General features: G+C 34.2%; 23 protein-coding genes and 1 tRNA gene. 11 read left to right on the top strand and 13 right to left on the bottom strand.

Features of this window, described 5'->3' with window-relative positions; translation table 11 throughout:
- Nucleotides 1-82: 82 nt before the first annotated feature.
- From V7P73_RS11210 to purB, 4 genes are all read right to left on the bottom strand, one after another.
- Nucleotides 83-709 (bottom strand): SGNH/GDSL hydrolase family protein, encoded by a 627-nt coding sequence (locus V7P73_RS11210; protein ID WP_333853731.1) that lies wholly within the window; start codon nt 707-709, stop codon nt 83-85.
- 26 nt (nt 710-735) lie between these two features.
- Nucleotides 736-1,128: a ribonuclease inhibitor gene (locus tag V7P73_RS11205; RefSeq protein ID WP_333853729.1), complete on the bottom strand. Its 393-nt coding sequence runs from the start codon at nt 1,126-1,128 to the stop codon at nt 736-738.
- Nucleotides 1,106-4,795, bottom strand: coding sequence for a phosphoribosylformylglycinamidine synthase (locus V7P73_RS11200; RefSeq protein WP_333853727.1), 3,690 nt, complete (start codon nt 4,793-4,795; stop codon nt 1,106-1,108). Before V7P73_RS11200 ends, V7P73_RS11205 begins: the two co-directional genes overlap by 23 nt.
- A 91-nt stretch (nt 4,796-4,886) precedes the next feature.
- Complete coding sequence (gene purB, locus V7P73_RS11195) at nt 4,887-6,314, bottom strand: adenylosuccinate lyase (RefSeq protein ID WP_333853725.1); 1,428 nt, start codon at nt 6,312-6,314, stop codon at nt 4,887-4,889.
- 158 nt (nt 6,315-6,472) lie between these two features.
- On the opposite strand from purB, the gene V7P73_RS11190 reads away from it, so the two are divergent.
- From V7P73_RS11190 to apaG, 3 genes are all read left to right on the top strand, one after another.
- Nucleotides 6,473-7,348, top strand: a complete 876-nt coding sequence (locus tag V7P73_RS11190; RefSeq protein WP_333853723.1) for an AraC family transcriptional regulator — start codon at nt 6,473-6,475, stop codon at nt 7,346-7,348.
- Nucleotides 7,349-7,415: 67 nt separating this feature from the next.
- Nucleotides 7,416-8,582, top strand: coding sequence for an iron-containing alcohol dehydrogenase (locus tag V7P73_RS11185; RefSeq protein WP_333853721.1), 1,167 nt, complete (start codon nt 7,416-7,418; stop codon nt 8,580-8,582).
- 167 nt (nt 8,583-8,749) lie between these two features.
- Nucleotides 8,750-9,133 carry a Co2+/Mg2+ efflux protein ApaG gene (apaG, locus tag V7P73_RS11180; protein WP_333853718.1) on the top strand — a complete coding sequence of 128 codons (384 nt, stop codon included), beginning with the start codon at nt 8,750-8,752 and terminating at the stop codon, nt 9,131-9,133.
- 37 nt (nt 9,134-9,170) lie between these two features.
- Here the strand turns inward: apaG and V7P73_RS11175 are convergent, their stop codons facing one another.
- From V7P73_RS11175 to V7P73_RS11165, 3 genes are read right to left on the bottom strand one after another with little or no spacing between them, the layout of a single operon-like run.
- Nucleotides 9,171-9,725 (bottom strand): 3'-5' exonuclease, encoded by a 555-nt coding sequence (locus tag V7P73_RS11175; RefSeq protein ID WP_333853716.1) that lies wholly within the window; start codon nt 9,723-9,725, stop codon nt 9,171-9,173.
- Between the two features lies 1 nt (nt 9,726).
- Nucleotides 9,727-10,707: a glycosyltransferase family 2 protein gene (locus tag V7P73_RS11170; RefSeq protein ID WP_333853715.1), complete on the bottom strand. Its 981-nt coding sequence runs from the start codon at nt 10,705-10,707 to the stop codon at nt 9,727-9,729.
- Nucleotides 10,707-11,507: a lysophospholipid acyltransferase family protein gene (locus V7P73_RS11165; RefSeq protein ID WP_333853713.1), complete on the bottom strand. Its 801-nt coding sequence runs from the start codon at nt 11,505-11,507 to the stop codon at nt 10,707-10,709. The genes V7P73_RS11170 and V7P73_RS11165 overlap by 1 nt, the downstream gene beginning before the upstream one ends.
- Before the next feature lie 166 nt (nt 11,508-11,673).
- On the opposite strand from V7P73_RS11165, the gene V7P73_RS11160 reads away from it, so the two are divergent.
- Nucleotides 11,674-12,225, top strand: a complete 552-nt coding sequence (locus V7P73_RS11160; protein WP_333853712.1) for a thioredoxin family protein — start codon at nt 11,674-11,676, stop codon at nt 12,223-12,225.
- 69 nt (nt 12,226-12,294) lie between these two features.
- Here the strand turns inward: V7P73_RS11160 and rplI are convergent, their stop codons facing one another.
- The 6 genes from rplI to V7P73_RS11130 all read right to left on the bottom strand — a co-directional run bounded on the left by rplI (nt 12,295) and on the right by V7P73_RS11130 (nt 17,457).
- Entirely contained in the window at nt 12,295-12,810 is a 516-nt protein-coding gene (gene rplI / locus V7P73_RS11155; RefSeq protein ID WP_333853710.1) for a 50S ribosomal protein L9, read from the bottom strand.
- Nucleotides 12,811-12,975: 165 nt separating this feature from the next.
- A complete protein-coding gene (gene rpsR / locus V7P73_RS11150) occupies nt 12,976-13,278 on the bottom strand; it encodes a 30S ribosomal protein S18 (protein ID WP_027382072.1) in 303 nt (100 codons plus the stop codon).
- A gap of 25 nt (nt 13,279-13,303) precedes the next feature.
- Nucleotides 13,304-13,645, bottom strand: a complete 342-nt coding sequence (gene rpsF, locus V7P73_RS11145; RefSeq protein ID WP_248876859.1) for a 30S ribosomal protein S6 — start codon at nt 13,643-13,645, stop codon at nt 13,304-13,306.
- A 125-nt stretch (nt 13,646-13,770) separates the two neighbouring features.
- Nucleotides 13,771-15,306: a GEVED domain-containing protein gene (locus tag V7P73_RS11140; RefSeq protein WP_333853698.1), complete on the bottom strand. Its 1,536-nt coding sequence runs from the start codon at nt 15,304-15,306 to the stop codon at nt 13,771-13,773.
- 258 nt (nt 15,307-15,564) lie between these two features.
- Nucleotides 15,565-16,398 (bottom strand): dihydropteroate synthase, encoded by an 834-nt coding sequence (gene folP, locus V7P73_RS11135; protein WP_333853696.1) that lies wholly within the window; start codon nt 16,396-16,398, stop codon nt 15,565-15,567.
- A gap of 51 nt (nt 16,399-16,449) precedes the next feature.
- Nucleotides 16,450-17,457 carry a DUF2891 domain-containing protein gene (locus tag V7P73_RS11130; protein ID WP_333853694.1) on the bottom strand — a complete coding sequence of 336 codons (1,008 nt, stop codon included), beginning with the start codon at nt 17,455-17,457 and terminating at the stop codon, nt 16,450-16,452.
- A 159-nt stretch (nt 17,458-17,616) separates the two neighbouring features.
- Here V7P73_RS11130 and V7P73_RS11125 point away from each other — a divergent pair, with 159 nt between their 5' ends.
- The 7 genes from V7P73_RS11125 (at nt 17,617) to V7P73_RS11095 (ending at nt 21,523) form a co-directional block, all read left to right on the top strand.
- Nucleotides 17,617-18,174 carry a DUF1599 domain-containing protein gene (locus V7P73_RS11125; protein ID WP_333853692.1) on the top strand — a complete coding sequence of 186 codons (558 nt, stop codon included), beginning with the start codon at nt 17,617-17,619 and terminating at the stop codon, nt 18,172-18,174.
- A 23-nt stretch (nt 18,175-18,197) separates the two neighbouring features.
- Nucleotides 18,198-18,443, top strand: a complete 246-nt coding sequence (locus tag V7P73_RS11120; protein ID WP_333853690.1) for a four helix bundle protein — start codon at nt 18,198-18,200, stop codon at nt 18,441-18,443.
- A 149-nt stretch (nt 18,444-18,592) separates the two neighbouring features.
- Complete coding sequence (locus V7P73_RS11115) at nt 18,593-19,669, top strand: BT_3928 family protein (protein ID WP_333853689.1); 1,077 nt, start codon at nt 18,593-18,595, stop codon at nt 19,667-19,669.
- An 8-nt stretch (nt 19,670-19,677) separates the two neighbouring features.
- Nucleotides 19,678-20,028, top strand: a complete 351-nt coding sequence (locus tag V7P73_RS11110) for a tellurite resistance TerB family protein (protein WP_333853687.1) — start codon at nt 19,678-19,680, stop codon at nt 20,026-20,028.
- 7 nt (nt 20,029-20,035) lie between these two features.
- Nucleotides 20,036-20,797 carry a triose-phosphate isomerase gene (tpiA, locus tag V7P73_RS11105; RefSeq protein ID WP_333853685.1) on the top strand — a complete coding sequence of 254 codons (762 nt, stop codon included), beginning with the start codon at nt 20,036-20,038 and terminating at the stop codon, nt 20,795-20,797.
- Nucleotides 20,798-20,989: 192 nt separating this feature from the next.
- The gene (gene mce / locus V7P73_RS11100) at nt 20,990-21,388 is read left to right on the top strand and encodes a methylmalonyl-CoA epimerase (RefSeq protein ID WP_333853683.1); all 399 of its coding nucleotides are present in this window, start codon (nt 20,990-20,992) and stop codon (nt 21,386-21,388) included.
- Nucleotides 21,389-21,449: 61 nt separating this feature from the next.
- Nucleotides 21,450-21,523, top strand: a tRNA-Ile gene (locus tag V7P73_RS11095).
- Nucleotides 21,524-21,589 lie beyond the last annotated feature (66 nt).

The raw sequence follows: 21,589 nt of genomic DNA, 5'->3' as shown, positions 1-21,589 counted from the left end.
TGTGCTAAAAGTAAATTGCAAAAAAATCCTTCCTGAAAATTTCAAGAAGGATTATGAGAATTATTTCTTTTATATAAAGACTTTACAGATATTTCTCAATGATTGGTAAAGCCGTTTCTGCCATTATGCCGTAACCTTTTTTGTTGGGATGAACACCATCTTTAGAGAGAAGAATTTCTTTATCATCAACAATTGAGGAATAAAAATCTATGTAATTTAAAGCGTTTTCAGTCGCAACATCTTTCAGAATTTGGTTATAAATCAAAACATCTTCATTATCTCTAATTTTCCCAGTTGGCTGAATTATCTTATCCACTTTATCAGAAAAGGGAAGAATACTCGCTAAATAAATGTCGCTGGAATATTGTTTTGCTTGTTGAACAGCAGTTTCAATATTAGCTTTGAATTGTTGTGAGTTAACCAATTGATTTGCATCTTTAACGGCTAAATCATTAGCGCCATAACTAATGAAAATGATATTACCTTCCGCGGAATTTCTTGCTGCCATTTCGTGAGGCATTCTTTTTAAAAGACATTCCGTTGTTTCGCCACCGATTCCAAGATTGAAGAGGATTAATTCATTGCTGCCTTCATTATATTTTTGCAAAGCATATCTTTTCAAGATATCAACCCAGCCTCCAAAAACGCCATCGTATTCTCCGTATGTGATGCTGTCACCGAAGAATAATCCGTACATCATTTTCTTCATTTTATCTAAATTTTCTACAATTAAAACTAGTCCAAAATTAGTTTAATATTTTTGTGTGATTTTATAATTTCAACTAAAATTTCAAATAATGTTTGTCCTTTTCCATCAATCAAATCATCCAGTTTTTGTTGAATTAATTCCACATTGAAAGGCTTTCCAATTCTGATTTTATTTTCGTAAAATTCTTTAGTCAAATCAAATCCCAAATCTTCTTTTGACTTCTCAGAATCTTTCCAAGTAATATCGGAATCCACGCCATAAAGAATGTCATCAAAACCATCCAAAGTTCCGACTTTCCAATCTTCATCTTTCATAAAAAGTTCAGAAACTTCGTTATAAAAACCTTCTAAATCTGAAAAATGACCGCCATTGATGACAGTCATTTTATTATTATGATTATTTGAAGTATTCGACTCCATTTTTAAAGATATTGTGGTAATTCGCAGTTGGAATATTTTTGAACAAACCTTCTGCAAAACGTTCAGGGTGTCCCATTCTACCGAAGATTTTTCCGTCCGGACTGGTAACACCTTCAATTCCAAACAATGAATTATTTGGATTGAACGGCATTCCGTGAGCGATGTTTCCATCTAAATCTAAATATTGATTAGCGATTTGTCCGTTCTCATACAACTTCTGAATTTCAGCTTCCGAAGCCATAAAGCGACCTTCACCGTGAGAAATCGGAATGGTGAAAACCTGATCTTTCATTCCTTTTAACCAAGGCGATTCGTCATTCACAACTTTCACGTTGACCATTTGAGAAATATGTCTTCTGATAGCGTTGTGAGCCAAAGTAGGAGAGTTCTCATCCAAATCTTTGATTCTTCCGTAAGGCAGTAATCCTGATTTAACCAACGCTTGGAAACCGTTACAGATCCCGATAATCATTCCGTCTCTGTCGAGCAATTCGTGAACAGCATTTCTCATCTTTTGGTTTTTCAAAACGTTGACAATGAATTTTGCAGAACCATCCGGCTCGTCACCTGCTGAGAACCCTCCTGAGAAAGCCAAAATCTGAGAGGTTTTAATTTCCTCAACCCACGCATCAATACTTTCATCCAATAATTGGTGATTGATGTTGATTAAAGGCAGACTGCTAACAATTGCGCCTTCTTTCGCGAAAGCATTCAAAGTATCATACTCACAGTTTGTTCCTGGGAAAACCGGCGCGAATACTTTTGGCTGAGCGATTCCGTGCTTTTTAATAATGATATTTCTTGGGTTGATTGAGTTTAATTTCTCATCAATCGCAACCATAATTTTTTCTTTTTCAACCGTTGGGAAAAGGTTTTCGAATGTATTCGTATTTGCCGATAGAAGTTTTTCGATTAAGAATTCAACATTATTAATTTTAATAACATTTGAATCTTTAACCTCTCCGATTAATTGAAGATTTACAGTGCTTAACTCTTCTTTGGATTCAATAATTAAGCTTCCGATATTTTTAGCTAATAAAACATTTTCATCAACTGTAATTTCAGCGCCTAATCTGTTTCCGAAGCTCATTTTTGCTAAAGCAACTGCAACTCCGCCTTCTTTTACTGTTTTTACAGAAACGATTTTTCCAGCCTTGATATTCTCGAAAATAAATTCGTAAACTGCTTTCAATTTATCATAATTCGGAAGTCCGTTTTCCTGTGGAATGTGGTTGAAGAAATACAATTTATTTCCTGCCTGTTTAAATTCAGGAGAGATAATATTTTTTTTTTCTCCATTCGCACAAGCGAAAGAAATCAACGTTGGCGGAACATTCAGATCCTGATAAGTTCCACTCATTGAATCTTTACCTCCAATTGCAGCCAAACCGAAATTAATTTGAGCATCATAAGCTCCCAAAAGTGAAGCCAAAGGTTTCCCCCATTTTTCAGGATTCTGACCTAATTTCTCAAAATATTCCTGGAAACTGAATCTGATATTTTTATAATCGCCACCCATCGCAACGATCTTCGCTACACTTTCTACAACCGCATAAGAAGCTCCCAACAAAGAATTTTGCTTAGAAATCTCTGCATCGAACCCCCAACTTGCCAAAGAAACCGTTTCGATATCTTTTGCTCCGATGATTGGCAATGTCTGAACACTTCCTTCCATCAAAGTCTGTTGATACTTTCCACCTAAAGGCATCGCAACCGTGGTCGCACCAATCGATGAATCAAACATTTCCAACAAACCTTTTTGAGAAGCAACGTTTTTATTGCTTAATATTTTTAAGAAATTTTCTTCATTAAATGCAGGAGTTTCTTCTTTTACTTCATTTAAGTGCGTAATTTTAACTTCCTGATTCTTAGAACAACCGTTCGTATCTAAAAACGCTCTTGAAAGGTCGACAATTTTATCGCCTTTCCAGAACATCTGCATTCTTCCGGAATCTGTCACTTTTGCAACTTCCACAGCTACAATATTTTCAGCCTCACAGAATTTGATGAACTGGTCTTTATCTTTTGGTTCTACTACAACCGCCATTCTTTCCTGAGATTCAGAAATAGCAAGCTCGGTTCCGTTCAGACCTCCATATTTTAATGGTAAAACATCAAGATTAACTTCCAAAGAATCAGCGATTTCACCGATAGCCACAGAAACACCTCCAGCTCCGAAATCATTAGATTTTTTAATCAATCTCGTTACTTCAGGATTTCTGAATAATCTCTGAATTTTACGCTCTTCAACGGCATTTCCTTTCTGAACTTCAGAACTCATCGTGTGGATTGAAGTTTCGTCCTGTTCTTTTGAACTTCCGCTTGCTCCACCTACTCCGTCACGACCCGTTGCACCACCTAAAATGATGATAGAATCCCCAGCTTCAGGTTTTTCACGTCTCACCCAATCCACAGGAACGGCTCCGGCAACGAAACCAACTTCCATTCTTTTTGCTTTGTAGCCTTCATCGTAGATTTCAGAAACCATTGTAGTCGCTAAACCGATTTGGTTACCGTAAGAAGAATAGCCGTTTGCCGCCTGTTTTGTGATTGTTTTTTGAGGTAATTTGCCAGGTAAAGTTTTATCAACTGACTCCAAAACATCAGCAGCACCCGTTAATCTCATCGCTTGGAAAACGAAAGAACGTCCGGACAAAGGATCTCTGATTGCACCACCTAAACAAGTTGAAGCACCACCAAAAGGCTCGATTTCTGTTGGATGATTATGTGTTTCGTTTTTGAATAATAAATACCAAGGTTCTTTTTTACCATCGTATTCAGCTTCGATTTGGATGGTACACGCGTTGATCTCGTCTGAAACAACCAAGTTTTCAAGCTTTCCGGTTTTACTAAAATATCTTCCGCAGACTGTCGCCAAATCCATTAAAGAGATTGGTTTCAATTCGCGTCCTAAGAATTTTCTTTTTTCGATATAATCATTGAAAATGGTTTCCAATGTATGTTTAAACTGTCCTTCAAACACAATATTTGACAATTCCGTTTCAAATGTTGTGTGACGACAGTGGTCGCTCCAATACGTGTCTAAAACTTTAAGTTCAGTTTCTGTTGGATTTCTCTGTTCCGATTTAAAATACTCCTGAATGAATTTCAAATCATCCAAACCTAATGCAAAACCGTGATTGTTATAAAAATCGTTAAGTTGTGAATCTGTAAAATCGTTAAAACCCTCGTGGGTAATAACTTTTGACGGGGTTTCTTCTGCAGGAATATTTAAAATTGATAAATCTTTCTCCTGAGATTCAACTTTGTTGATCAAAAGGTCTTTGATTTTTGCTAAATCAGATTCAGAAACTCCTTCGAACTCGATTAGTTTTCCGCTTCTTACTTTAGACTTCTCATTTCCAGTTAGTAAAGCGATACATTGTTGCGCAGAATCTGCACGCTGGTCATATTGTCCGGGTAAAAATTCTAATGCGAAATGAGTTCCTTTTGCAGGATTTTCTTCGATTAAAATATCAGTAACCGGATCTACGAAAGTACTGTTGACCACTTTATTAAATTCACCGTCATTTAATCCAAAAATATCGTAAACGTTATATACTTTTACGCTTTGGATATACGGAACCACCGCTTTTACTTCATCAAAAATTTTTGGACTTTCTACATCGAAAATTCCTCTCTTTTCTACGAAAATTCTTTTGTTCATTTTTATAGATGTAAGATTTTAGCTTTCATTCTAAAATCATTTATTAGATTGATTTTAATAAAAAATGCAGCCCAAAAGACTGCAAATTAATTTATACTTTAAGATCAGCTTCTAGACCAATCAAATCCTGATTCGCATCGATAATAGGTTGAACTTCATTCGCAATGAATTCTTCCGTTTGTATTGGTGCAAAACCGATGAAGTTTTTCGGATCAAGAACTTCTTTTAATTTTGATTTATCTAATTTTAAAGAATCATCATTTAAAATTCTTTCGATCAAATCGTTTTCCTTTCCTTCTTCTTTTACCTTTTTAGACGCTTCCATAGAATGAACTCTGATTACTTCGTGGATTTCCTGACGGTCGCCACCAGCTTTCACTTCCTCCATAATGATGTATTCTGTCGCCATAAACGGCAATTCTTCCATAATATGCTTGTTGATTCTGTTCGGATAAACTACAATTCCGTTCATAATGTTATTCCAAATCAATAGAATTGCATCAACCGCTAAAAACGCCTGAGGAATTGTTAATCTCTTGTTTGCAGAATCGTCCAAAGTTCTTTCAAACCATTGTGTTGAAGCTACCATTGCAGAACTTGTCGTCAAAGACATGACGTATTTTGCCAATGCTCCAATTCTTTCGCTTCTCATCGGATTACGCTTGTAAGCCATTGCTGATGAGCCAATTTGGTTTTTCTCGAATGGTTCTTCAATTTCTTTCAAATTTTGAAGAAGACGCAAATCGTTGGTAAATTTATGTGCAGATTGTGCAATATTTCCTAATAAAGCCACAACTTTAGCATCTATCTTTCTGTCGTAAGTCTGTCCGGAAACTCCGAAAACTTTTTCGAAACCGAATCTTTTTGACAATTCTTTATCTAAATGCTTAACTTTAGAATAATCACCATTGAAAAGTTCCAAGAAACTCGCTGCAGTTCCTGTAGTTCCTTTTACACCTCTGAATCTTAATGTTTCTAAGAAGAAATCAAGTTCCTCAATATCAAGAACCAAACTCTGTAACCATAGTGTTGCTCTTTTTCCAACTGTCGTTAACTGAGCTGGTTGGAAGTGTGTAAATCCTAAAGTCGGTAAATCTTTATATTGAACAGCAAAATCAGAAAGATTCTTCATCACGTTCACCAACTTTTTCTTTAAAATTAAAAGTCCGTCACGAATTTGAATTAAATCTGTATTATCTCCTACAAATGCTGAAGTTGCTCCCAAGTGAATAATTCCTTTAGCAGAAGGCGCTACATCACCATAAGCGTGAACGTGAGCCATTACATCGTGACGAAATTTTTTCTCATATTCTGCTGCTTTGTCGTAATCAATGTTTTCTGCATTGGCTTTCAATTCAGCGATTTGCTCGTCTGAGATGTCAAGACCCAAATCTTTTTCGATTTCAGCAAGTGCAATCCAAAGCTTTCTCCAGTTTTGAAACTTGTTGTTATGCGAGAAATTAAACAGCATTTCTTCACTGGAATAGCGTTCTTCCAATGGATTTTTGTAGGAATTCATTTCTTTCTTTTTACTTTTTTTAGATTACACAAAAATAGGAATTTTCATTGAGAATTTAAAATCATAAAAAGTTCCCTCGATTTAATTTTTTAGAAACACAATTATCCTTAATTAATCAATAAAACTATAACTTTGCAACCCGCTATTAAGATGGAATTATGAAGAAATTGGAAATCAAAAAAAATATTCAAAAATTAGAAGATAAGCATCTTTCTTTCCGAGTTTTTGAATTAAGTGAAGAGAATTTAAGCCCATATCTAAAGCCTCATAAAAAAGACCATTTTTTTATTCTTGTGATTGAAAAAGGAACGTTACAACTCCATATTGAAGATAAAATTCATTCTTTGAAAACCGGACAAATTTCTGTAGTATTTCCAGAGCAGGTTCATTTTACTTCAGATTTAAGTTCAGATTTAAAAGGTAAAATTATCCTTTTTGAAGAAATTTTGTTCTGTTCCGATATTTTGAAAAATGAACTGAGTACGTATAATGTCAATCTTTCCACTCAACTAAATTGTACCATTTTATCTGCCGAAGATTTTGAACAAAGTGTAAATGCGATCAGAATTATTAAAGGAATTTATGAACATCCAAGCTTGATTAAAAAAGAACAGGCAAGATTTCAGATTAAAATATTTTTGTTAGGTTTGATAGAATCCGTTCACGGTTTGCATCCTATTTTACATAAAGAAACAGTCGACAAACCCATTTATGTTCGGTTTAAAAAGCTTTTGAATGAACATTACAAACAACACAGAACCGTTCAATATTATGCCGAAGAATTGGCTATTACTCCTAAAAAATTAAATTCAATTACTAAAAAACATTGCGGGGAAACGGCGATTCAGGCGATTCACAACCGAATTTTAATTGAAATAAAGCGTCAGTTAATGTTTTCCGACCTTTCTCACAAAGAGATTGCTTTTGATTTAGGATTTAATTCACCTTCTGCCTTAAACAAATTTGTAAAAGCAAAATTGAAAGAAACGCCAACCGAACTTCAGCAAGAACTGGCGCAAATGTATAACGCATAGTCTTGTTTGTATAACATCGCTCGTTTTGGTTGGTCTAATTTTGTCTCATTAAAATTTCATATAAAAAATGAGCAAATTATTTATTGCAGGAGAAGTTTTCCACGGAGCTGGAACTCTTTCCGAATTAGCAAATATCAAAGGAACAAAAGCGGTAATCGTAACTGGCGGAAGCTCCATGAGAAAGAGCGGAACGTTGGATAAAGCGATTGCTTACCTTACTGAAGCTGGAATCGAAACTAAGATCTTCGATGGTGTGGAGGAAGATCCTTCATCTGCAACGTGCGCAAAAGGAGCTGAATTGATGCAAAATTTCCAACCAGACTGGATTATTGGTTTGGGAGGTTGTTCAGCAATTGATGCGGCAAAAATTATGTGGGTTTTCTATGAATATCCTGATGCGGATTTCGATGCGATGACCAAGCCATTCACGGTTCCGGTTTTAAGAAATAAAGCAAAATTTATCGCAATCCCTTCTACAAGCGGAACAGGAACTGAAACTACTGGTCTTGCGGTAATTACTGACAGAGAAAAAGGCGTTAAATATCCTATCGTTTCTTACGAATTGACCCCGGATATCGCAATTGTTGATGGTGAAATTTGTGCTTCAATGCCAGCTCACGTTACATCAAACACAGGTCTTGATGCTTTGACGCACTGTGTGGAAGCTTACGTTTCTAATATCGATAACAATATTGCAGATGCGCTTTCTAAAGGTGGATTGGAGATTGTTTTTGATAATTTGAAAGAAGCGGTAGAAAACCCGAACAATATTGTAGCTCGTCAGAATATGCACGATGCTTCATTTATGGCAGGTTTGGCGTTCAACAATGCTTGGTTGGGAATCGTTCACTCCTTATCTCATCAGGTTGGTGCTTTGTACGGAATTCCTCACGGAGCTTCTAACGCGATTTTCCTTCCGAATGTAATCCGTTATAACGCTCAGGCAACAAATCGTTTTCCTGATTTGGCAAGAGTAATTGGTAAAGAAACTGCTGAAGATTTGGCTCAGGCTATTGAGACTTTGCGTTCTGAAGTTAACAATCAATCAGCGATCAAAGAATTTGGAATTTCCAGAGAAGATTGGGATAAGAATCTTGATTACATCGCCAACAATGCTTTGGTAGATCCTTGTACAGGTTTCAACCCAAGAGTTCCGACTTTGGATGAGTTGAAGGCTATTTACAATGCTTGTTATGAAGGTCTTGTTTATGCTGAAGAGAGTGTAACAGCTTAATTTTTAAGATTCAAATATTTGAACAAAAAAACAGGAAGTCGATTTGATTTCCTGTTTTTTTCTATTTTCAATTTATTATTTGATATTGAGTTTGATTTAACTTAAATATCATTATTTAATCCAATATTCGGCTAGATATTTGTATTTTACCCTTAAATTCGTAAAAAATGGTGTCAAAAATTACGTCAGAGATAAAAGTCAGCGTTAGTGCAGAATATGACAACTTTAATAGTTATCCTTCTGAAAACCGTTTTGTATTTAGATATCATATTGAAATTCAGAATCTTGGAGCAAAAACAGTAAAACTTCTTACTAGAAGATGGATGATTTATGACCTTGGTTTTGGATTTACTGAGGTTGAAGGTGCTGGTGTAATTGGTTTGACTCCGGTTCTTGAGTCAGGCGAAACCTTCACGTATTTCTCCAATGTGATTTTAAAATCTGGGGTTGGAAATATGGAAGGTTCTTATCAATTTGAAAGTTATAGTAAAGAAAATTTCACAGTAGAGATTCCGAAATTCAATTTGGTTTCTGAGGTTTTGAGTAATTAATTATCGATTGGAAATATAATTTGGAATTTTTCGGGTGTTAAAGTATTTTAAAACGTTTTCCAAAAACAGAATTCACTTCTTCATTGTTTGTAATCATCAGTCTTTCAAAACTTAACAAAGAAATTTTTGCGCAAACTTCGGCATCGGCATCCGCTCGATGGTGATTAAAATTGATTTGATGATGTTCGGCTAAACTTTTTAGCCCATAACTTTTTAAATCTTTCCAAGCTTTTTTTGCAATTCCGATACTGCACAAATAGTTCATACTTGGTTTGAAGAACCCATAATGTTCCAGACATCCTCGCAAAACATTTGCATCGAAAGCCGCATTGTGAGCGATAATGAGATTGCCATAAATCAGACTCTCTATCTCATACCAAACGTCCGCAAAAGTGGGAGAGTGCTGCACATCTTCCGGCGTAATGCCGTGAACAGCAACATTATGATGATTGAAATAAGGAAAGGAAGGTGGTTTTATGAGCCAAGATTTGGTTTCTTTGATTTGCCCATTTTCCACAATGCAAATTCCCAACTCGCAAGCAGAGTTTTTCTCGTGGGTTGCCGTTTCAAAATCTAAAGCAATGAAATCCATCTTACTGACTTTTTTTTGAGCCTAAAAAGTGTTTGAACATCAACCATTTTGTTTGATAATAAGGATCGATTTGATTTTTTTGTCTCAACTGAATTGATTTTGGAAGTTGCCAATAAAATCCAACGTGTGACTTGAAAATTGCCCAAAGATGACGCCATCCATTTTTATAGGCCAAATAAACAGCAGCATAACCATCTAAATTTAACCTAAAAAATAAAATAAAAAATGCTTTTGAACTGGGTAAATTCTTCAATAACATTGTCAGATTATTTCTGAAATTTAGAAAAGTTTTTTGCGGATTTTGTTTGTTCAATGTTCCGCCGCCAACGTGATAAACTTTGGATTTTCCAGTATAATAAATTTTTCTTCCAGCATTTTTCAGTCTCCAACAAAGGTCGATTTCTTCCTGATGCGCAAAGAATCTTTCATCAAAACCATTCATATTACAGAAATCTGCTGATCGGATGAATAATGAACAGCCGGAAGCCCAGAAAATTTCAGTTTCATCATCGTATTGCCCATTGTCAACTTCGATATCATCGAAAACTCTTCCTCGGCAATATGGATAACCTAAATTATCTATCAAACCTCCACCAGCACCAGCAAACTCAAATTTGTTCTTTTGATTATAATCTAAAATTTTTGGTTGAATTACTGCAATATCTTTGTCTTCAGAAAATAATTTTATGATAGGGGAAATCCAGTTTTCTGTAACTTCTACATCGGAATTCAGTAAGCAATAAATGTCAGCTTTGATTGATTTTAAACCTTCGTTATATCCTTTTGCAAAACCAGAATTATTTTGATTTTGTATAATTTTTACTGAGGGAAAATTAGATTTTAAAAATTGAATAGAATCGTCTGTAGAAGCATTGTCTATAACATAAATTTCTGCTTCTTGAGAATATTCTATCACAGATGGTAAGAACTTCTCCAACCAATTTTTACCGTTCCAATTTAGGATTGCGATGGCTATAGTCATTATTCTTCGTAGTTTTTTATAGCATCTTTATATTTCCATCTTCTGTGTGACCAAAGCCAATTGTCTGGTCTTTTTCTAATTGTATTCTCCAACAAACCGTGGAATTTTTTTACCACTTCGTGTTGTACAAATTTCTCTCCATCAGGATAAATTCTATGGTAATTAACTTGATAGAAGCCACGTTTAACTTTCTTCATTTCACAATAGATGAAAGCCATATCCATCCTTGTAGATAACTTATCATAACCGATGAAAGCAGGCGTTTTTTGATTTAGAAATTTCAATCCGTAATTAACGTGCGAAACGTGTGGCGTCTGGTCAGCTACAAACATATAGATTGAATCACCGTCGTTAGGTGTTCGGAAAATATGCTTAATGACTTCGTTAGCTTCTAAAGATTTATTATTAAATCTATTTCTAATCATCTTAATTTTCTTTTCCCAAAAATCACTACTCATTTTCCTGTAAACTGGATGGCAATTTTTCTGAGGAACAAGTGTTGCCAAGGCATTAAACCATTCCCAGTTGAAAACGTGACCAGAAAGAAGAATGATATTTTTACCTTCGGCTTTTGCTTCGTGGAAAAGATTTTGATTCAAATGCTGCATTCTGACACGTGATTCGGTATGGCTGATTGTAAAAGCCTTTAGCATCTCTGCAAGATAATCGCAAAAATTAGAAAAAAATTTTTTGGAAATTTCTTTTATTTCTTCTTCGGATTTTTCAGGAAACGAATTACGTAAATTTTCTAAAACAACTGATTTTCTATAACCTATGATATAATAATTGAGAAAGAACATTATATCTGAAAATAGATATAACACTCTAAGAGACAATCTCGAAATTAATAGAAGTATGCTGAATAAAAATTGATTCAATGTATGATGAATATTGGCAAATATACTGAAAAATGGCTGAATTTTTGCTTAACTTTAATGTTTAAATTAAAATCAATTATCAATAATAATGAGAAAATCTGTTAAGAGTTTGTTATTTGTTGGAGGTGTACTTTTATTTTCTCTATCCAATGCCCAAACTAAAGAATCTCCTTTAACTCAGGAACAAATAGATGCTAAAAAGAAAGCTGCAGCGGAAGAAAAAGCAAAACTACCCAAGCCATATCATCCAGAAGCTAATGCTGAAGCAGATATCCAAAATGCTGTGAAATTAGCTAAAAAAGAACATAAGAATGTTATTATACAAGCGGGAGGTAACTGGTGTATATGGTGTTTAAGATTCAATAATTATGTACAACAAACTGCGGAATTAAAACAAATTGTAGATGATAATTATGTTTATTATCATTTGAATTGGTCACCTGAAAATAAAAATGAAAAAATATTTTCCAAATACGATAATCCTGGAGCAAAATATGGTTATCCTGTTTTTATGGTTTTAGATGAAAATGGTAAACTGATCCATACCCAAGACAGTTCTGTTTTAGAAGAGGGAAGTGGTTATAGTTTAGAAAAGGTGAAAGATTTCTTTAATAGTTGGAAATCCAAGAAATCATCATAAAGTATAATTAAAAAGAAAACCATTCTAAAATATTTAGAATGGTTTTTTATGTTTTGAAAATTAATTCAATTAAGCTTCTTCAGCAGGAGTTTCTTCTACTTTAGCAGGAGCAGCCTTTGGTTTTGGAGCTTCTACTGGAGCATCAGAAACAATATCGAACTCATAGCTGTATTCTACATTTCTGTGAAGTCTTACAACTGCAGAGAATTTACCTGTTCTCTTAATTGTATTTCCAGGAATTTTGATGTATTTTTTATCAACGCTTACACCTGCTTTTTCTAATGCAGCAGCAAGATCAGCATTGTTGATAGAACCAAATAATTTATCACCAGCACCAACTTTCGCAGCAATAGTAACAGAAGTTTTCTTCAATTGGTCTACAACAGCATTAGCAGTAGCGATCAATTTAGCTTCTTCTTCTTTTCTAGCTTCCAAAGTAGCTTCTAGAGCTGCTTTGTTTTTAGGAGTTGCCAAAAGAGCAAAACCTTGAGGTAATAAAAAGTTACGAGCGTAACCTGGCTTTACATTTACTGTATCGAACTCAAGTCCTAAGTTCTCTACATCTTGTTTTAGGATAATTTCCATTGTTGTTGTCCGTTTTAGTTTTAGAGCCAAGAACAAAGAGTCAAGAATCAAGACTTCAAAATCTTTTATCTCTTATCTTTTATCTCTTATCTAAATCGTTAGAATTAAATTATTATTCAGCAACAAAAGAAGCAGGCAAACCTACTTCTTTTATTAATTTTTGTCTTATTTCAAAAGATCCGCTACGTAAGGCATAAGAGCTAAATGTCTTGCTCTTTTGATAGCTGCAGATACTTTTCTTTGATATTTAAGAGAAGTTCCTGTGTATCTTCTAGGTAAAATTTTACCTTGCTCGTTTACGAATTGTAAAAGGAAATCAGCATCTTTATAATCTACGTGCTTAATTCCAAATTTTTTAAATCTACAATATTTCTTTTCAGATTTTGTATTGATATCAAGTGGAGTAAGAAACTTCACTTCTGATTCACCTCCAGCAGAGGCTTGTTTTGCCATATCATCTATTGCCATTGTTTTAAATTTTAAAGGTTAATAATTAAGCTTTAGCAGATTTTACTTTGCTTCTTCTTGTTACTGCATATTCTACAGCGTGTTTGTCAAGTTTAGTCGTTAGGTAACGGATCACTCTCTCATCACGTTTGTAAGCAGTTTCTAGATCAGCAACTACAGTTCCTTCTCCTTTGAATTCGATAAGAGTGTAAAACCCATTCTTTTTCAACTGGATTGGATAAGCCAATTTTTTAAGTCCCCAATTTTCTTTGGCAACGATTTCGCAATTGTTTGAAGTCAATAGATCTTCAAATTTTTTCACTGCTTCCTCCACCTGAGCATCAGATAGAACGGGAGTTAAAATGAAAACAGTTTCGTAATTGTTCATAATGTTAATTAATTTTAATTAAAAATTCGAGTTGCAAAAGTACAACTTTTTTCTGAACTACAACTATTTAATATAAAAAATCCCGCTAAATATTAGCGGGATTAAATTGATTATAGAAAAATTTATTATTTCTTGATCACTTTTGTAGAAGAAGTAGAGCCATCTTCCATTGTAGTAGTTACAACATAAACTCCTGAATTAAATCTGCTGAAATCAATTTGAGACTTCACTTCATTCAGATCTTTTGTTAATAATTGTTTACCAGTTACATCAAACACTTTAACAGATTTGATTTTTCCTTGAGCTTCGATGTTAAAGATATCTTTAACTGGGTTTGGATAAGCTTTGATACCGTTTTTAGAAACGTCATTAACAGATAGCGCTCCAATATTCAAAGTGTAATCTTCAACTTGTCCAAAACTAGATGTACCACAAGGAGTTAAATTAGGAGTTAATGATGAATCATGTAATCTAACTCTCATACGTGTAGTTCCAATTGTAGCGGTTGCAGGAATAGTTATAGAACCCGTCCACGGAGATGTTTTTGTAGGAGTTACTAAAACTTGTTCACCAGCATCAGTAAAATCTTTGTCATTGTTCAAATCAATCCAAACTAACACTTGGTCAGAAGCATATGAAGTTCCACTGAATGTAGCTGTAAACGTATAAGTGGAGCCAGCTGTTACATCCCCAACAACCGAAGTGAAATCCTCATAACCTGCAGTTGCTGTTGAGCTGTTATTGATATTAGCAAATGTTACATTGCTAATTTTTTCAAAGCTTGTAGATGTTGCACCTGCAGTACAATAGGTTGGCGCCATAGTTGTAAATGAATATACTGTACATCCAGTTGCGGAACCAGCTGCATTCTTAGCAACAACTTTCCAGTAGTATGTGGAAGATGGATCTAAGTTAGCTGCCGTATAAGATGTTCCAGAAACATTGCTTACTAATGTTGTAGGGTCTGTGTTTTTGTCTAGATAAACATCATAAGAATCTGCAACGCCTGTAGTTGGAGCTGTCCATGATAATGTTTGAGAAAGATAAGCAAGATTTGTTGCTCCATTTGCTGGAGAAGTTAATGCTGCACAGCCAGGAGCGGTTGTAGGAGCTGCTTCAACACTTACATCATCGATATGAATTGAAAACATATCTGTCGAATTATAGTGTCTGAAAGCAATGTAAACCTGCGATTGACCAGCAAATGCGCTTAAATCAATTGTTTTTGTGTAAAATACACCACCAACACCATTAGTAGCTGCGCTTTCTGTAAGCAGCGGAGTGGTTGCTAAAAATCCTGCAACGGTATTCGTCGTTGCTGCATAAACTGAATAGGTTTCTGCTGCCCAATCTGGATCTTGTGCTTTTACTTTGAATTTAAGTATTGCAGAAGTCGCAGTAGAAAGATTAATAGCTGGTGAAACGATGTAATTATTAGGAGTTAAAGCTGATGATGAGGCATTGTCATAAGAGTATGAGGCAATAGCACCAGTGTAACCAGTTCCTAGATTAACAGTTTCCCAGTTGTAACCATCTCCATCTTGATCATAAAGAGTCCAGTCAGAAATGTTTTCATCATCAAAATTGTCTGAAAAGTAAGTTTGGCCGAAACCAAACATTGATAAAGCCAAAAAGGCTAAACGTAGTAAAGATTTTTTCATAAGATAATTTATTTTTAAATTCTCTCAAATTTAACGAAATAATTCTGAAATAACCAAATTTATTTGGGTAAAATTATTAATAATATAGGAAAATTTAGATTTTATTGTAATTTGAATTATTTAAATATTCAATTATAAATATGAAATATTCAAATAATTTTCTTTAATCATACAATATTTAGAAACATATTGTTTAAAATTTTCTTAAAAAAATGAAAATAAAAAAATTAAATATATGTTTAATGAAAATATTGAATATCAGTATTTTAAACTTCCTGGTTTATGAAGCCGAATAATATTTGCTCCTTTTTCTAATAACTTATGATGTAAATCTAATGTTTCCTTTTCAACTTCGTTAGGTTGTTTTCCAAGTGGCTTGGAGATGAATGATTTTTTTGAAATCCCCACTAGTACTGGTAATTTACCAAATCCAATATATTCAAAATTCTCAATCATTTGATATTGGTCTTCAACTGTTTTTCCAAAGCCAAATCCAGGGTCGAGAATAATATCTTTAATTCCTTTTTGTCTTAAAAGATTGACTTTTTCTGAGAAAAATCTGTTGATAGACATAATGATATCGTCGAATTTAATTTTATCGTGCATTGATTCATAAGTCGGATTAATATGCATCAATATATAAGGTAAACCGGTTTTTGAAACGGTATCCAAAAGCTCAGAATCAAACTGTCCTGCAGAAATATCATTCACAATATCAATTCCATCATCATAACCAAACTTTACTACATCGGAATAAAATGTATCTAGAGAAATCAAACTTTCCGGAAATTCTTTTTTGATTAATGAAATGACATTTCCAATTCTTCTGATTTCTTCATCAGCTTTTAAAAATTCAGCATTTGGTCGCGTTGACTGTGCGCCAATGTCTATAATTGTTGCGCCATTTTTTAATAAATTTTCCGCTTGTTGCAAAGCCGATTTCTCATTATTGAATTTTCCTCCATCAGAAAAAGAATCTGGTGTTAGATTCAAAATTCCCATTAATTTTGGCTTTGATAAATCTATCAATCTGCCGTTACAATTGATTGAGAAAAACTTTGATGGATTAGAATTGGTAACAGAAAATTCCATTTTAAAATTTAATAAGAATGTAAAGTAAATTTTGCGAGAAGAAATATTATTTTAATGAGTCAATGCATAAACCGCAAAACTTGCTAACCAATGGTCGCCACCATAATTACCTTGAAAAATAATTGGTAAAGAGTTATCAATGAATTTTTCCCTTGAAATCTCAAATTGCTTTCTAATTGGATTTTTTTCTGGTAAAGCAGTGATAATATTTTTCATAGCCCAAGCTTTCGAAAATGATAATCCCACAAGATGAACCGTTTGGTAATCATTAACATCACTTATAATTGGGATTTGTTCGATGTTTTCTAAGCTTCTTTTTTCGTAAAATTGATTAAGCCATTTCTCAAATTCTTTCTGAGGTAGAATTCTACTCATCAACTCTGCAATTTCCAGACTTGGTGAAAAGAAATCACTTCCGTCCGGCTCCAGATAAGCTGGTGTTTTAGTATTATTTAAATAGAAAATCTTAGCTTTTGCAGACAATTCTTCCTCGAAGGATTTATCTCCGACTTGCCTTGCCCAATCTATTGCAAAACTCATTGCAAATGCGGTATTCGGATGAACGCCAGTTCTATTAGGATAAGTTTGTTTGGGCAAATAAGCTTTCCAAAGCCTCAGAATTTCATCTGTCAAAGGTTTTAAATTTTGATGCCAGATTTTGGCTTTTGGATGATTCCATCTTACTAATTCTTCATCCAATTTCAAAATCCAAGCCCAACCGTAAGTTCTTTCAAAATTTTGCGCCACTTGATATTTAGTAAAATATGACGCTTCTTCCTTGATTTTTTCAGGCGAAAAAGATTCATCCAGAATAGAAATAATTTTGTCTCTATTTTCTAAATCCTGAACAGTTCTCAATAATCTTACCAACATCCAATGTCCGTGGACAGAACTGTGCCAATCAAAACAACCATAAAAACTTGGATGTAATTCTTTTGGAGTCAAAATCGCATCTTTTTCAGTATTGATGACGTGTGCAGTTTTATTCGGATACTCTTGATTGATACATTTCAAAGGCATCGAAGCAAGCTTATTAGCCATTTCTGTTGTCAGTTCCAATTTCTGTTGAGCATTGATAAAAACTGAATATATTAGAAAAAAAGAAACGGCAAATCGCATAGAATAATTTTAGAGTCATAAAAATAGATAATTTTTCTGATTACTATCAATAAATTAACTCCAAACAAAATTTGTATCTTTGACCAATTAGACAGATTTATGCACAATACATCCGCCCAGTTTGACGACGTTATCAAGGTTTGTAGAGACCTTTTTCAAAAGAAAATGAAAGATTATGGAACCGCTTGGCGCGTTCTTCGTCCAAGTTCTATCACGGATCAGATCTATATCAAAGTCAGCAGAATCAGAACATTACAAATGACGGATGTGAAAATGGTGGATGAAAGTGAAGAAGATGAGTTTGTTGCGATTATCAATTATTCTATTATTGGGTTAATTCAGTTAGAGAAAGGCTTTTCGGATGAACTGAATGCCAATCCTGAAGACATCATCAACCTTTACGATTCTTATGCTCAAAAAGCAAAAGAGCTGATGGAACGCAAAAATCACGATTACGGCGAAGCTTGGAGAGATATGAGAATTTCGTCGATTACAGATTTGATTTATCAAAAAGTCTTGAGAACTAAGCAAATAGAAGATAATCAAGGTAAGACTTTGGTTTCCGAAGGTTTGGATGCCAACTATTTTGATATGCTGAATTATGCGGTTTTCTGTTTAATAAAGATGGAAGTTGGAGGTCGGATGATGGAAGATTAAAAAAATCTGTTAAATATTCAAAGATGAGTTTTAAATTTGAAAAATTAATTATTTGGCAAAAGTCTATGGATTTTGGAGAGAAGATATTTCTAATTTCCAAGGATTTTCCAAAAGACGAAATGCTCAATTTAGTTTCTCAAATAAGAAGAGCTGTAGATTCTATCGCTTTAAATATTTCAGAAGGCTCAATTTTACAATCAACGCCAGAGTTTAAGAGATTTTTAGGTTTTTCTATTCGTTCTTGCAGAAGTTGTCACTTGTTTATATAAATCAAAAAATAGAAATTATATTTCAGAAGAAAAATTCAATGAACTATATGATGAATCAAATCATAGGATTCAGAAACCAATTAAAAGATTAAAATATGCATAATATTTTCAACATCCATCTTCCATCCTCTAATTCCCATCTTTAATTTATGAAAGCAGTTCTACGCTACATTGTTGCACTTATATTCATTGCTTCCGGATTTGTAAAAGCTGTTGATTTGAAAGGGTTTTCTTTCAAATTAGAAGAATATTTTTCGCCAATTGTTTTCAATTTACCTTTTTTGGAAAAATATGCTTTGGCATTTTCAATTATTGTAGTTGTTCTGGAATTGGTTCTTGGATTTATGTTATTGATGAAAATCAAGCTTGAACAAACACTTTATGCATTGATTGCACTTTGCGTTTTCTTTGGTTTTCTGACATTTTACTCCGCTTATTATAATGTTGTTACGGATTGCGGATGTTTCGGAGATGCATTGAAACTCACGCCTTGGCAGTCGTTTTGGAAAGATATTACGCTTTTGGTTTTATTAATCATATTAGCTCTTCTTTACAGAAAAAGAGAAGAAGATGAAAAGGTTAGATTTGGGAAATTACCATTGTTGGGCGTTTTTGTTTTAGTAATGATTTTCGTGATGTACAGAGGAATTGCTCACGAACCGATGATAGATTTCCGAGCTTATTCTATCGGAACTGACTTAGCGGCTGAGAAGCAAAAAATTGCACAAAATCCTTCGGAATACAAGACGTTTTATTCAATTAAAAATTCTAAAACAGGAGAAGTTAAAAAAGTAGATCAAGACGAATATATTAATAAGGAATATTGGAAAGACACAGCTTGGCAAATCGAAGATGGAAAAACAACTTCTGAAATTTCGAAAAAAGGTTATGAATCAGAAATCTCGAAGTTCAAAGTAGAAGACGCTAATGGAAATCCAATTACAGACGAAATTCTTAAGGAACCGAGAGTTTTTTTAGTATTCACCTACAAACCAAAAGAAGCAGATTTAGAATTAGTTAAAAAAACGGAAACCAAAGCTTTGACAGAAAAAGCAAAAGTTTACGGAATCACTACTCAGCCGAATTTTTATAAACAAATCCCCAATTTTCTGATGGACGAAATTGCTATCAAAACCATCGCAAGAAGCAATCCTTTTGTATTGATTTTAGAAAAAGGGAAAATAGTGGAGAAGTGGGGAGCAAAAGATTATTTAAATAAAGATTAAATTATATAATGAGAAAATCAAATAAACCTATCGCAGGCTATCATTTGTTAATGATTTTGTCCGCTGTGGACGGTATTATAAAGCCGGCTGAAGGACTTAAAGTTCAGGAATATATGGCGGAAGAATTTCCGTTCCCTTTGAACTTGGACGACGAATTGGAAATCATTGCTCAATTAACAGCAGATCAATGGAAAGAACATTTCGAATTTCACGCAAAATGTTTCGAAGAAGATTCTACCGAGAAAGAAAGAAAAGACTTCATCCAATTTGCAAAATCCCTCATCAAAGCTGACAATAAAGTGAGCGATGAGGAGCATCAATTTTACATATTATTAAAAAACATTTGGAACTTAAATTAAAAATATAATGAGAAAGAACATTGTTGCAGGAAACTGGAAAATGAACAAAACTTATGCTGAAGCAAAGGAACTGATGGCTCAGCTTTTAGAATACAAAAAAAATAACACGACAAACTGTGAGGTTTATATCGCTCCGCCAGCTTTATATCTTACCGCTGCAAAAGAAGTTTTCAAAAATGGGGAAGTAGGCGTTTTCTCTCAAGACGTTTCTGAGTATGCAAGTGGCGCTTATACAGGCGAAATTTCTGTGGATATGTTAGTATCTGTTGATGCAGACGGAAGTTTGGTTTCACACTCAGAAAGAAGAACTTTCCACGGAGAAACCGACAGCCACGCCAACAGAAAAGTAAAAGCACTTTTGGACAAAGGTTTGACACCAGTCTATTGCAACGGTGAGAAATTGGAAGAGAGAAAATCTGGAAAATATTTAGAAGTTATCAAGAACCAAACAGAAACAGCTCTTTTCACTCTTTCTGCCGAGGAAATCAAAAAAGTTGTGATTGCTTACGAACCTGTTTGGGCCATCGGAACTGGTGAAACAGCGACTGCAGAACAAGCTCAGGAAGTTCACGCTTACATCAGAAACCTGATTGCTGACAAATACGGAAAAGAAGTTGCTGACAAAGTTTCTATCCTTTACGGAGGAAGTGTGAAGCCTGATAACGCCAAAGAAATCTTTTCCCAGCCAGACGTTGACGGTGGTTTGATTGGCGGTGCAGCACTCAAAATTGAAGACTTCTCAAAGATCATAGAAGGATTCAACGCTTAATCAATCAAAAATATAAAATGTCAAAGTGATACCTTTTACTTTGACATTTTTTTAGGAGCTTAATCCCGCTATCCGCTATATCTTTTTCTTTTTATCAAAAAAAGAAAAAGGATGTCGCTCCTATCAGGGCTAGGGATTTGGTTATCCAAATAAATTTCGTCATTCCCATATAAGATTATTCAAAATAACACAATGAAAATAGAACATTTAGGAATTGCCGTAAAATCTTTGTCAAACTCAGATGATTTATTTTCCCGACTTTTAGGCAAATCCAATTACAAACAGGAATCTGTAGAAAGAGAAGGTGTAACCACATCTTTTTACGAAATTGGAGAAAGCAAAATCGAACTTTTGGAAGCTACAAACCCCGAAAGTCCAATCGCCAAATTCCTCGATAAAAAAGGAGAAGGAATCCATCACATCGCATTTGGCGTAGAAAATATCCAAACAGAAATCGAAAGATTAAAAAAAGAAGGATTTATTTTCATCTCAGATGAACCCAAAGAAGGTGCTGATAATAAATTAGTTGTCTTCCTTCACCCCAAATCTACCAATGGTGTTCTTGTAGAATTGTGTCAAGAAAAACCCTAAAACATTTGGAAGATAAAGAAATTTTTCTATTTTTGCACACACAAAATTCAACCAATTTTGAGGTCCTATAGCTCAGTTGGTTAGAGCACCTGACTCATAATCAGGTGGTCCCTGGTTCGAGCCCAGGTGGGACCACGTTTAAAATTAAGCACTTACAGAAATGTAGGTGCTTATTTTTTTTAATGGGTAACACATAGGTAA

Origin of the sequence: Epilithonimonas sp. (assembly GCF_036780765.1) — a bacterium.
Taxonomy (GTDB): domain Bacteria; phylum Bacteroidota; class Bacteroidia; order Flavobacteriales; family Weeksellaceae; genus Epilithonimonas.
The sequence above is the reverse complement of the archived record's forward strand: the minus strand, read 5'-3'. Positions and strand labels throughout refer to the sequence as shown.